We start from the raw sequence: 13,417 nt of genomic DNA on the forward strand, positions 1-13,417 counted from the left end.
GGTGAAGAAAATGGATAAACAACTTTATTATCGAATCATGGTTCCAGCATCATTATTATCCGTCTGTCTTTTTTTTGTCCCTAATTTTCCTATTCGATCAGTCATCGGTTTCTTGGTTATGTTTGGTGGGATGGGACTTTATTATTACCTTCTTCATAAGGAAAGAAAACCTGCTACTGTTTATATGAAAAAAACAAGAAGCGAAAATAACAAATGATAAAATAGTTTGATAATAGTCAAGTAAAGTAGGAAACCAGTCAAAAAAAGACTGGTTTTTTATTTTTTTGACTGATTTATAATTTTTGTGAACGTTTTTGACTGATTTGTGTTGCGAGTCTAAAAAAAATATGCTATTATTTGTATTGAGGTGACCGTGAAAATGCTTACAGAGGAACGCAGACAAAAAATCCTAGACTTGCTTGAACAGCAGAAAATCGTGAAATCACAAGATCTTGTAAACCTTTTGAATGCTTCAGAATCAACGATAAGGCGTGATTTGCAAGAGTTGGAGAATGGTGGGTTTCTAGAAAGAGTCCATGGCGGCGCTAAGAAAGAGCAATTATTGAATTTTGAGCAGAATATGAGTGAAAAATCACTCAAAAACGTTCATGAAAAACAGCAGATCGCCAAATTGGCAGCTGAAACCATTAATGACGAAGATGTCATCTATTTAGACGCTGGCTCGACTACTTTAGAAATGATTCCTTTTTTACAAGGAAAACAAATCACAGTGGTGACAAATTCCGTTCAACATGCGGCAAATTTAGTCGATTTGGAGCTTGCTACGATCATTTTAGGTGGAACGATCAAGCTGTCAACCAATGCTGTTTTAGGATCTAATGCGATAGAACAACTAAAACATTTTCATTTCAATAAAGCGTTTATGGGAATGAACGGTGCACATATCGAACAAGGATTCACGACTCCGGATCCAGAAGAAGCAGCAGTTAAACGTTTAGCCATGAAAAATTCAGAAGAGACCTTTGTATTGATTGATCATACTAAATTCAGCCAGTTGTCTTTCACCTCTGTTGCACCTTTGGAAGCAGCCACGATCATAACCGAGCGTTGTCCATTAGAATTCATCAATGAATTCCGTGAAAAGACAACAATTAAGGAGGCAATACAATGATTTACACAGTAACACTTAATCCATCAATTGATTATATTGTACGCGTAGATGGGTTAAAACTAGGTGATTTGAACCGGATGAAAGAAGACTTCAAATTGCCTGGAGGAAAAGGGATCAATGTTTCCCGTATTTTGAAACGGATCGATTCTCAATCTACAGCACTAGGGTTTTTAGGAGGATTCACTGGCGAATTTATTTCGAAGTGGCTTGAAAAAGAACAAATCAAATCTTTGTTCACACACGTGCAAGAAGATACAAGAATCAATATCAAACTAAAATCAGATACTGAAACTGAAATTAACGGTTTAGGTCCAGCTATTTCAGATGAAGAAATCAATGAATTGAAGCAAGCGCTAGGGAAAGTAGAACAAGGAGATATCGTCGTATTGTCAGGAAGCGCGCCAGCCAGCCTACGAAAAGGATTTTATCAAGAACTGATTGATATCATTCGAGAAAAAGGTGCAGATTTCGTAATCGATACAACAGGTGATGATCTAAAGAATGCACTTGTTAAGAAACCGTTGTTGATCAAACCAAACAATCACGAATTAGCTGAGCTTTACAATACAACCTTCCAATCTGTAGAAGAAATCATTCCGTATGGGAAAAAATTACTAGCTGAAGGGGCACAGAATGTGCTGATCTCAATGGCTGGAGATGGCGCTTTGCTCTTTACAGAACAAGGAACTTATAAAACGAATGTATTGGTTCGCCCGTTGAAAAATTCAGTAGGTGCAGGGGATTCAATGATCGCCGGTTTTATTGGTGCTTACAGTCGGACAAAAGATCCGATCGAAGCCTTTAAATGGGGAGTTGCTTGTGGAAGCGCAACGGCTTTTTCTGATGACTTGGCAGATCGCGAACTGATTGATGAGTTATTGCCAGAAGTTGAAATCACAAAAATTGATTAGTTTCAAGGAGGATAATCATGAATATCAAGGATTTAATGGTCAAAGAAGCAATGATCATGGATTTGCAAGCGACTGATAAAAAAGGCGCGATCGATGAAATGGTCCAAAAAATGTTTGATGCCGGCCGGATTTCCGATATCGACACATATAAAGAAGGAATTCTAGCTCGTGAAGCACAAACCTCTACAGGTCTTGGTGACGGAATCGCCATGCCTCACGCGAAAAATAGTGCAGTCAAAGAAGCAACAGTTTTATTTGCAAAAAGCCAAAAAGGAGTAGATTATGAAGCATTAGACGGACAGCCAACTTATCTGTTTTTCATGATCGCAGCTCCAGAGGGCGCGAACGACACACACTTGCAAGCATTAGCAGCACTATCTCGATTGCTGATTGATGCAGATTTTGTAGCGAAATTAAAAGAAGCAAGTACACCAGAAGAAGTCCAAGACTTGTTCCAAACAGCTGAAGAGCAAAAAGAAGCAGAAGAAAAAGCAGAACAAGAAACACAAGCTGCAGAAGCTTCTGCTCATCCAGAAAGAAAATTCGTTGTTGCCGTTACAGCTTGCCCAACAGGAATCGCTCATACTTACATGGCAGAAGATGCTTTGAAGAAAAAAGCGAAAGAAATGGGAGTGGAGATCAAAGTCGAAACGAACGGTTCAGAAGGAATCAAAAACCGATTGACTGCTGAAGACATCGCTCGTGCAGAAGGCGTGATCGTTGCAGCAGACAAAAAAGTAGAGATGAACCGTTTTGACGGAAAAGAATTGATCAATCGTCCAGTCAGTGATGGTATCCGTAAACCAGAAGAGTTGATCAATCTAGCCCTTAGTGGTACTGCACCAGTATTCCATGGTGACGGAAAAGAAAATAGTTCAGAAGAAGGAAACGCGGATGGTACTGTCGGACAAAGAATCTATAAAGATTTGATGAATGGCGTATCACACATGTTACCATTCGTTATTGGTGGAGGAATCGCTATTGCTCTTTCTTTCATGATTGACCAATTTATTGGCGTGCCGCATGACCAGTTATCGAATCTGGGAAACTACAATCAAGCTGCTAGCTGGTTCAACCAAATCGGACAAGCTGCATTTGGGTTCATGTTACCGGTATTAGCTGGATTTATTGCTTCAAGTATCGGCGACCGCCCTGGTTTGATTGTTGGATTTGCTGCTGGTGCATTAGCTAATACAGGTGGCGCAGGATTCTTAGGCGCACTGATTGGTGGATTCTTGGCTGGTTATGTCATCGTATTTTTACGTAAATTATTCAAGAACTTACCAAAATCATTGGATGGAATCAAAACGATCCTCTTTTATCCAGTGTTTGGCTTACTGATTACTGGTTTCCTGATGTTGCTGGTCAATGTCCCTATGAAAGCAATCAATGATGCATTGAACGGTTTCTTGACAAGTATGAGTGGTTCGAATGCTGCTTTACTTGGTGCATTATTAGCTGGAATGATGGCGGCAGATTTAGGCGGTCCAATCAACAAAGCCGCTTATGTATTTGGTACAGCAACTTTAGCTACGACTGTTGCCACTGGCGGAAGTGTTGTGATGGCTTCTGTTATGGCTGGAGGAATGGTCCCTCCATTGGCGATTTTCGTTGCTACACGTTTGTTCAAAAATAAATTCAGCAAAGCAGATCAAGATGCTGGTTTGACGAACATCGTGATGGGACTTTCGTTTGTCACGGAAGGATCGATTCCATTTGCAGCAGCTGACCCGATTCGTGCCATTCCAAGTTTTATTATTGGTTCTGCTTTAACTGGCGGATTAGTCGGTGCTTTCGGAATCAAATTACTGGCTCCTCATGGCGGAATTTTTGTTGTATTCTTACTGAGTCACCCAATCATGTATTTGGTGTTTATTGCTATCGGAGCAGTCGTCTCTGGTGTGATTTATGGTTTATTGAGAAAAGCTCCTGCAGTAGCAGAAGCATAGAAATAAAAAGAAGAGACTGGGGAAATCCAGCCTCTTCTTTTTTTGTAGAGTCAAAGTAGTATAGATGAATAGTTGTTGTGCCATAAAATAGTTCTTCCCGGTACGTTAAAATGATTGCTTCAAATTTGTGATCGAAGATTTAGCCTCGATTTCTTGCTTGATTCTTGGTAAGTTTGCTTCATCAGTCAAGATTACCAAAATATCTCCTACATTCATGATCGTATCGCCGTGAGTCAAGATTTCCTGATTTCCTCTGCGTATAGAGATTAGCAGCATATTTTTAGGCCAATTGAAGTCCCGTACCATTAATCCGTCTAAAGAACTCTCTGCCGTTACTGGAAAATCAAAAGTTGTCCTTGCGCCTTTAAGAGCGGCGGTCTGATTGTTTCCAAGTAAACGTTCCAACAATGATTCGTAGATCGGATTCCCTCCGAGAAGATCATTGACGATATAAGCAACAAGAGCAGCCAACCCTAAAGGCATCAGATGATTGAGAGAGCCAACCATTTCTGTCACTAAAATAATTGCTGTCAGCGGTGCTTTCCCAATTGCTGTGAAATAACCAGCCATGGCAATCACGACGAAATCCTTGATGTAGATTGGATCCATCCCGAAATCAACCATGATGTTTCCATAAAAGCTACCGATTAAAGCCCCCAATGTCAATATCGGAAGGAAAATCCCTCCTGGAAGACCACCACCATAAGAAATCATGGAAAAAACGAATCGAAGAACAAACAAACCGATAATCATAATGATTGGCAATGAAGCATGTCCAAAAGCTAAAACGATTTGATTGCCTCCGCCTAGCGTACTAGGCCATAAATAACCAATCGGCAAAATCAGCAAGAAAGGAACGAATCCATGAAAATAAGCTGGTAAAGGCAATCGGTTGTAAAATTTTGGCAATGCTAGCAGGACCTTTTGATAAATAAAACCTAAGACGCCTAGAAGTACGCCTAATACCACCAAAGAACCATAATATTTCAACGGCAAAGAAGGAAGATCCCCTAGATATAAAACTGGTCTTAAGCCAAAAAAATAAAGAGAGACAAAGTTAGCTGTGATGGCCGAAGCAAAAGATGTCAGCCAAACAAGAGGAGAGAAGGAGTGATGGATTTCTTCTAAAACAAAGAGTAATCCTGCGATAGGAGCATTGAATGCTGCTGCAAGTCCGCTACTTGCTCCGCTAGAAATCAAAATCTTTTCTTCTGAAGATGGACTCCGAAACAATTGTCCAGCTCCTTGTCCGATAGCTGCACCAAGCTGTATAGAAGGGCCTTCTCGACCTAGAAAAAGTCCTGCGCCAACTGAAAGTACACCACCAATGAACTTTTTCCATAAAACAGAGAACCAGTTCATTGATAATTCCCCTCGAAGCTGTCCTTCTACTTGTGGAATCCCGCTTCCTTTGATATCCGGTTCATTTTTGACCAGATAACCCACAAAAAATGCTGCAAGGATGCAGCAAGTAGCCATGCCAACTAAGTAAATCGGCTGTTCCCGACTTATTTCATAGATGCTTCGAACAAAATCGCCTAACTTTTCGATCGATAAACGAAACAGGCTAACCACGATTCCTGTCAGTAGTCCAACGAATATTCCTTTTAGAATAAAATATATCTGAGTTTTATCTAATTTCTTGATTTTTCCTTTTTTTTCCATTCAAACGCCTCGCTTTCTTTTAATTTAGCGCGAAATCAACGAATTGACAAGAAGAAATCCATAAAAAGAAACAAATGATTTTGAATTAGCTAGTTTAATGAAAGCCAAGAAAATGCTATAATTAACAAGATTGATAAAAGAAAGGATGTTGTTAATGTCATCCAAAGCTGAATTATTAAACGGGATGAACCCCCGTCAGAAAGAAGCTGTTCTTCACACTGACGGACCATTATTGCTGATGGCAGGTGCGGGAAGTGGAAAGACGAGAGTGTTGACGCATCGCATTGCCTATTTGATTGAGGAAAAAGAAGTCAATCCTTGGAACATCCTAGCGATTACTTTTACCAATAAAGCTGCAAAAGAAATGAAAGAACGTGTCAATGCGATTCTCGCATCTGGAGGCGAAGATGTCTGGGTATCGACTTTTCACTCAATGTGTGTGCGTATTTTAAGAAGAGATGTTGATTTTATTGGGTATAACCGGAACTTTACGATCATCGACTCTTCTGAACAGCTGACCTTGATGAAACGGATACTGAAGGAACTGAACATTGACCCGAAAAAATATGATCCTCGCAGCATATTAGGAACAATCTCCCAAGCAAAAAATAGCTTGCAGACCCCTCAAGATTTTGCAAAAATGCAAGGCAGTTATTACGAAGAGATTGTGGCAAAATGTTACGCTGCTTATCAAAAAGAGCTTCAATACAATCAATGTATGGACTTTGACGACCTGATCATGAATACGATCCGGTTATTTGAAGAACATCCTGATTCACTCACATATTATCAAAACAAATTCCATTATATTCATGTAGATGAGTATCAAGATACAAACCACGCACAGTATACGTTGGTCAATTTATTGGCAGGTAGATTTAGAAATCTATGCGTAGTGGGAGATGCAGATCAAAGTATCTACGGCTGGCGCGGTGCAGATATGCAGAACATCTTGGATTTCGAAAAAGATTATCCAGATGCTGCAGTGATTTTGCTGGAACAAAACTATCGCTCCACGAAAAACATTCTTAGCGCGGCAAACCAAGTCATTGAAAACAATAGCAATCGAAAACCAAAAAACTTGTGGACAGAAAACAAAGAAGGAAACAAGATCACTTACTATCGTGCAGATAATGAACGAGACGAAACCCGTTTTATCGTAGACCGGATGCAAGAAGAGATTCGAAGCAATCATCGGAATTACGGCGACTTTGCCATTTTGTACCGGACGAACGCACAATCTCGTGTGATGGAAGAAACCTTGTTGAAAGCAAATATTCCTTATAAAATGGTTGGAGGGCACAAATTCTACGATCGGAAAGAAATCAAAGATATTTTAGCGTATTTAAATGTGCTGGCAAATCCTCAAGACTCAATCAGTTTTGAGCGTATCGTTAATTCGCCCAAACGAGGCATCGGACCAGGATCTATCGAAAAACTACGCAGTTTTGCTTCTCTCCATGAATGGCCACTGCTTGAAGCAGCCCAAAATGTGGAACTGGCAAATATCGGTGGAAAAGCAGGCCAGCAATTAGGTTCATTTGGAGAGATGATTCAAGAAGTCACGCAGATGATCCCATACTTGACAGTGACAGAATTGACGAAAGAGGTTTTGGATCGTAGCGGATACCTGGAAGATTTAAAAATCCAAAATACATTAGAAGCACAAGCGCGTATCGAAAACCTGGAGGAATTTTTAACGGTCACACAAGAATTCGATAAGCAGTTCGAACAGCAAAATGAAGAAGATGCTGATGCACCAGAAGAAAAACTAACGGTCTTCTTGAACGATCTGGCACTTGTTTCTGACATTGACAATTTAGAAGAAGACGCTTCGCAAGTGACGTTGATGACGTTGCATGCAGCCAAAGGATTAGAATTCCCAGTTGTATTCCTGATTGGTCTAGAAGAAGGTGTTTTTCCTTTATCTCGAGCATTGATGGAAGAAAGCGAACTGGAAGAAGAACGTCGTCTCGCTTATGTGGGAATCACGCGAGCAGAAGAAGCGTTGTATTTAACCAATGCTTTCTCCAGAACATTATATGGACGGACGCAATATAACCGTCCTTCTCGTTTTGTAGAAGAAATCGATCAAGAATTGCTAGAAATCGAGGGCATGCGTCCTACGCCTAAAAAAACACCTGTATTCGCAAAAAAAACAGCATATAGCTATAAACAGCCAGAGACAGCGGTTGTTTCCTCTAAAAGTGCCACTGGAGGGGAAAAGAACAGCTGGAAACCTGGAGATAAAGTCAAACACAAAAAATGGGGCCTAGGAACAGTCGTCCGAGTAAGTGGGACGTCGAAGGATCTAGAACTAGATGTGGCTTTCCCAAGTCAAGGAGTAAAACGTCTTTTGGCTGCCTTTGCGCCAATTGAAAAAGCTTAGTAGTGGAGGGTAAATGATGGAACATGAAATGACGATTGACGAAGCTGCTAAACGAGCAGAAGAACTTCGTACAAGATTGAACCAATGGTCTCGTGAATACTACGTAGAAGATAAACCAACAGTGGAAGACTATGTTTATGATAAAGAATACGCAGAATTAGTAGCAATCGAAGAACAATATCCTGATTTGATAACGTCTGATTCTCCCACTCAACGAGTAGGCGGAAAAGTATTAGAAGGTTTTGAAAAAGTCACTCATGATATTCCGCTTTACAGTTTGAACGACGTTTTCAGCAAAGAAGAACTGATAGCTTTTGATCAACGTGTACAAAAAGCAGTGGGACGTGTAGTCGACTATTGCTGCGAACTAAAAATAGATGGTCTTTCCGTCTCTTTGCGTTATGAAGATGGGAACTTCGTTAGAGGAGCGACTCGTGGGGATGGGACTGTAGGAGAAAACATCACTGAAAACCTAAAGACTGTCCGATCAGTCCCAATCAAATTAAAAGAACCGATGAACATCGAAGTAAGAGGCGAATGTTTCATGCCAAAACGGTCATTTGTTCAATTGAATCAAGACAGAGAAGCAGAGGGAAAAGATATCTTTGCGAATCCTCGGAATGCCGCAGCCGGTTCCTTGCGTCAGTTAGATTCTAAAATCACAGCGAAAAGAAATCTGGATACTTTTTTATACACAGTAGCTGATTTCGGTCCTATGGAAGCAAAAACACAGTATGATGCACTAGAAGAGCTAGAAAAAATAGGATTCCACACGAATCGGGAAAAACGTCTATGTCATTCGATTGATGAAGTATGGGCATACATTGAGGAATATCATGATAAACGTGTAGATTTGCCCTATGAGATTGATGGGATCGTCATCAAAGTGAATGAGTTCTCGTTGCAAGATCAACTTGGCTTTACTGTCAAAGCACCACGATGGGCAACAGCTTATAAGTTTCCCCCAGAAGAAGTTGAAACACTGATCGAAAACATCGAATGGACAGTCGGACGAACGGGGGTAGTGACACCAACGGCAATCATGACGCCTGTCCGAGTAGCAGGAACGACAGTAAGCCGTGCCAGTCTGCATAATGGGGATTATATCAAGTTGAAGGATATCCGCTTGAAAGATACAGTTCTGATTTATAAAGCGGGAGATATCATTCCAGAAGTTTCGCAAGTCGTGTTGGATAAACGACCTAAAGACAGCGAAGAATACCAATTACCTACACATTGCCCAGTTTGTGGAAGTGAACTTGTCCATTTGGATGAAGAAGTAGCGCTACGGTGCATCAATCCTAAATGCCCTGCTCAAATGAAAGAAGGCTTGAACCACTTTGTCTCAAGAAATGCGATGAATATCGACGGATTGGGCCCACGTGTGCTTGAACAGATGTATGACAAAAAACTAGTCGCAGATGTTGCTGATCTTTATAAATTGACAGAAGAAGAGTTATTGACGTTGGACAAAATAAAAGAAAAATCAGCAAATAATATTTTGACAGCAATTGACAACAGCAAAGATAATTCGGTCGAGCGGTTGATTTTCGGGTTAGGAATCCGACATGTCGGAGCGAAAGCAGCAAAAATTTTAGCAGAACATTTCGGTGATCTAGAGACATTGAGTAGAAGCGACTATGAGTCGATTATTGCGCTTGATACGATCGGTGATATCATTGCCGACAGTGTAGTCACTTATTTTAGTAACGAAGAAGTCCATGAATTGATGAATGAATTAAAACAAGCAGGCGTCAATTTCGAATACAAAGGGCTTCGAAGTACCCAATTGCAAGAAGTCGAGTCGCCTTTTAAAGAAAAAACAGTAGTCCTTACTGGTAAACTAACACGATTGACTCGTGAAGAAGCAAAAGAGACGATCGAAAATCTTGGCGGGAAAGTGACTGGTAGCGTATCGAAAAAAACAGATATCGTGGTAGCAGGAGAAGATGCTGGCAGCAAGCTAACCAAAGCACAAGAATTAGGAATCGAAGTTTGGACAGAAGATCAAATGGCAGAAGCATTGGCTAAAAGCCACTCAGCAAAAGAATAAATATTGAGTTTTTTCAGACAAATTTCAATAAATAATTTCAGACAGAGCACTCTTATGTTAAAATAGAGAGCAAAGTTTTTAACTCGTTTAGAAAGAAGGGGTAGTATGGCGATTAGTGAAGAACAAGTGAAACACGTTGCCAAATTAGCAAAACTTGCGTTCGCAGATGAAGAACTTGCAAGTTTTACCGACCAATTAGGTAAAATCATCGATATGGTGGAAATGCTGGAAGAAGTAGATACGGAAGGTGTTCCATTTACGTCGAATGTTGTCGAAACAGTAAACGTGATGCGACAAGATCGGGCGCAAGCTGGATGGAACCGTGATGAATTATTGAAAAATGTGCCGGAAACAGAAGACGGCTTTATCAAAGTACCCGCAATCATCGATAATGGGGAGGCTGGCGCATAATGACAAAAATACACAATCGTTCTCTAGAAGAACTGCATCGTATGCTTGTATCGAAAGAAATCACTGTACAAGATTTGACAAAAGCAACATTTGAACGAATCAAAGAAACAGAACCTGAGATCGAAGCATTCATCACATTGAATGAAGAAAAAGCATTGGAACAGGCAAAAGCTTTAGATGAAAAAGGTATTGATGAAAGCAACATCCTTGCTGGAATTCCGATTGGGATCAAGGATAATATCGTAACAAAAGATATCTTGACAACCGCTGCATCTAAGATTCTTTACAATTTTGAACCAATTTATGATGCAACGGTCATGGATAAAATCTATCAAGCAGATATGATCCCTGTTGGAAAACTAAACATGGATGAATTTGCTATGGGCGGAAGTACAGAAACTTCTTATTTCAAGAAAACAAAAAATGCTTGGGACCAAACAAAAGTACCTGGTGGCTCTTCCGGTGGTTCTGCAGCAGCAGTAGCAGCTGGACAAATCCCAGTTTCCTTAGGTAGTGATACGGGGGGAAGTATCCGCCAGCCAGCAGCTTTCAACGGCATTGTAGGAATGAAACCTACTTATGGCCGTGTCTCACGTTTTGGCTTGATTGCCTTTGCTTCATCTCTTGACCAAATCGGACCAATGACCCGTACGGTGAAAGATAACGCATTAGCATTGACAGCTATCAGTGGTTATGACGAAAAAGACGGTACTTCTTCAGGCGTTTCAGTTCCTGACTTTGCAGAGGGACTGACCGGTGACATCAAAGGAATGAAGATTGCTTTACCTAAAGAATACTTAGGCGAAGGTGTGGCCTCTGGCGTAAAAGAAGCTGTATTGAAAGCAGCAGAAACATTCCGTTCATTAGGTGCTGTTGTGGAAGAAGTCAGCTTACCTCATTCAAAATACGGTGTGGCTGTTTATTATATCATTGCCTCATCAGAAGCAAGTTCCAACTTGCAGCGTTTCGATGGTATCCGCTATGGTTATCGCTCTGAAAACGTGAAATCATTGGATGATGTATATGTCAACTCACGTTCAGAAGGATTCGGTGAAGAAGTAAAACGCCGTATCATGTTAGGTACATTCTCATTAAGTGCGGGCTATTATGACGCTTACTTCAAAAAAGCAGGACAAGTCCGTACATTGATCAAACGAGATTTTGAAAAAGTCTTTGCAGATTATGACTTGATCATCGGACCATCTTCACCAACAGTGGCATTCGGAATCGGTGAGAACATCAACGATCCAATCACGATGTACATGAGTGACATCTTAACGATCCCTGTCAACTTGGCTGGACTTCCAGGTATGTCTGTACCGGCAGGATTGTCAGAAGGATTACCAGTTGGATTGCAGATCATCGGTAATTATTTTGATGAAAAAACGATGTATCAAGCGGCATATGCGTTTGAACAAGCAACAGAATTCCACACACAACAACCAGCTATTTTAGGAGGGAAAGACGAATGAATTTTGAAACAGTCATTGGACTAGAAGTCCACGTCGAGTTGAAAACCAACTCAAAAATTTTCTCTCCAGCGCCAGCTCATTTTGGTGCAGAACCAAACAGCAATACAAACGTGATCGACTGGGGTTATCCAGGCGTGCTACCAGTAATGAATAAAGCTGCGCTGGAATTCGGGATGAAAGCCGCTTTGGCATTAAACTGCGAAATCTCTAAAGATACTCATTTTGACCGGAAAAATTACTTTTACCCAGATAATCCGAAAGCATATCAAATTTCCCAATTTGATCAACCAATCGGTCATGACGGATGGATCGAAATCGAAGTAGAAGGCAAGAAGAAAAAAATCCGGATCGAACGGGTCCATTTAGAAGAAGATGCTGGGAAAAACATGCATGGTATCGGCGGCTATTCTTACGTTGATTTGAACCGACAAGGCACGCCTTTGATCGAAATCGTTTCTGAAGCTGATATGCGTTCACCAGAAGAAGCATACGCTTATCTAGAAGCATTGCGTTCAATCATCCAATTTACAGAAGTCAGCGATGTGAAAATGGAAGAAGGTTCTATGCGTTGTGATGCGAATATTTCTCTCCGCCCTTATGGAGAAGAAGAATTCGGTACGAAAGCAGAATTGAAAAACTTGAACTCTTTATCTTTCGTGAAAAAAGGTTTAGCTTTTGAAGAAAAACGTCAAGCAAAAGTTCTTCTTTCAGGAGGAGAAATCCAACAAGAAACACGCCGTTTTGACGAAACAACGAATAAAACAGTTTTGATGCGTGTGAAAGAGGGTTCTAGTGATTATCGTTATTTCCCAGAGCCTGATATTCCGAAATTCGTGATCGATGACGAATGGATTCAAAAAGTAAAAGCTAGTTTACCTGAGATGCCAGCTTCTCGTCGCGAACGCTATATCCGTGAATTTGGTCTTCCAGAGTATGACGCAATGGTATTGACACTTACAAAAGAAATGTCTGATTTCTTTGAAGCTGTTTTGGAAAATGGTGCAGATGCCAAGCAAGCATCTAACTGGTTGATGGGTGAAGTTTCTGCTTACTTAAACAGTGAGAAACTGGAATTAGCTGAGACAAAATTGACACCTGAGAACTTAGCAGGAATGATTCGTTTGATCGCCGATGGAACGATCAGCTCAAAAATCGCCAAAAAAGTCTTCCGTGAATTGATCACGAATGGCGGAGAAGCGCAAGAAGTTGTTGAGAAAAATGGTTGGGTACAATTATCTGATCCTAGCAAACTTCTTCCAATCATTAATGAAATCTTGGATAACAATCAACAATCTGTCGATGATTACAAAAATGGAAAAGATCGTGCGGTTGGCTTCCTAGTCGGTCAAATCATGAAAGCAACTAAAGGGCAAGCAAATCCTGGTGTCGTGAACAAGCTGCTTAAAGATGAATTAGCGAAACGCTAGAGGCTGAA

10 protein-coding genes are annotated in these 13,417 nt (G+C 40.6%); 9 read left to right on the forward strand and 1 reads right to left on the reverse strand.

Annotated features, from left to right (window positions below; translation table 11 throughout):
- Positions 1–10 precede the first annotated feature (10 nt).
- The 4 genes from OZZ83_RS00375 to OZZ83_RS00390 all read left to right on the forward strand — a co-directional run bounded on the left by OZZ83_RS00375 (position 11) and on the right by OZZ83_RS00390 (position 3,992).
- On the forward strand, positions 11–217 hold the full coding sequence (locus OZZ83_RS00375; protein WP_002334744.1) for a hypothetical protein: 207 nt from the start codon (positions 11–13) through the stop codon (positions 215–217).
- 162 nt (positions 218–379) lie between these two features.
- Positions 380–1,132 carry a DeoR/GlpR family DNA-binding transcription regulator gene (locus tag OZZ83_RS00380; protein WP_002297539.1) on the forward strand — a complete coding sequence of 251 codons (753 nt, stop codon included), beginning with the start codon at positions 380–382 and terminating at the stop codon, positions 1,130–1,132.
- On the forward strand, positions 1,129–2,043 hold the full coding sequence (pfkB, locus tag OZZ83_RS00385) for a 1-phosphofructokinase (RefSeq protein WP_002292062.1): 915 nt from the start codon (positions 1,129–1,131) through the stop codon (positions 2,041–2,043). Before OZZ83_RS00380 ends, pfkB begins: the two co-directional genes overlap by 4 nt.
- 17 nt (positions 2,044–2,060) lie before the next feature.
- Positions 2,061–3,992: a PTS fructose transporter subunit IIABC gene (locus OZZ83_RS00390; protein ID WP_278023312.1), complete on the forward strand. Its 1,932-nt coding sequence runs from the start codon at positions 2,061–2,063 to the stop codon at positions 3,990–3,992.
- A gap of 105 nt (positions 3,993–4,097) precedes the next feature.
- On the opposite strand, the gene OZZ83_RS00395 is transcribed toward OZZ83_RS00390, so the two are convergent.
- Complete coding sequence (locus tag OZZ83_RS00395) at positions 4,098–5,657, reverse strand: ClC family H(+)/Cl(-) exchange transporter (protein WP_002292056.1); 1,560 nt, start codon at positions 5,655–5,657, stop codon at positions 4,098–4,100.
- A 154-nt stretch (positions 5,658–5,811) separates the two neighbouring features.
- On the opposite strand from OZZ83_RS00395, the gene pcrA reads away from it, so the two are divergent.
- The 5 genes from pcrA to gatB all read left to right on the forward strand — a co-directional run bounded on the left by pcrA (position 5,812) and on the right by gatB (position 13,409).
- Positions 5,812–8,046, forward strand: a complete 2,235-nt coding sequence (gene pcrA, locus OZZ83_RS00400) for a DNA helicase PcrA (protein ID WP_002334742.1) — start codon at positions 5,812–5,814, stop codon at positions 8,044–8,046.
- Positions 8,047–8,062: 16 nt separating this feature from the next.
- Complete coding sequence (gene ligA / locus OZZ83_RS00405) at positions 8,063–10,099, forward strand: NAD-dependent DNA ligase LigA (RefSeq protein WP_002306506.1); 2,037 nt, start codon at positions 8,063–8,065, stop codon at positions 10,097–10,099.
- 105 nt (positions 10,100–10,204) lie between these two features.
- Entirely contained in the window at positions 10,205–10,510 is a 306-nt protein-coding gene (gene gatC, locus OZZ83_RS00410; protein ID WP_002288477.1) for an Asp-tRNA(Asn)/Glu-tRNA(Gln) amidotransferase subunit GatC, read from the forward strand.
- Positions 10,510–11,982 carry an Asp-tRNA(Asn)/Glu-tRNA(Gln) amidotransferase subunit GatA gene (gene gatA / locus OZZ83_RS00415; RefSeq protein ID WP_002292053.1) on the forward strand — a complete coding sequence of 491 codons (1,473 nt, stop codon included), beginning with the start codon at positions 10,510–10,512 and terminating at the stop codon, positions 11,980–11,982. The genes gatC and gatA overlap by 1 nt, the downstream gene beginning before the upstream one ends.
- Complete coding sequence (gatB, locus tag OZZ83_RS00420; protein WP_278023311.1) at positions 11,979–13,409, forward strand: Asp-tRNA(Asn)/Glu-tRNA(Gln) amidotransferase subunit GatB; 1,431 nt, start codon at positions 11,979–11,981, stop codon at positions 13,407–13,409. Before gatA ends, gatB begins: the two co-directional genes overlap by 4 nt.
- The last annotated feature ends 8 nt before the right edge of the window (positions 13,410–13,417 follow it).

The sequence above is a fragment of the Enterococcus sp. E5-162 genome (assembly GCF_035725965.1).
Classification (GTDB): Bacteria; Bacillota; Bacilli; order Lactobacillales; family Enterococcaceae; genus Enterococcus_B; species Enterococcus_B lactis.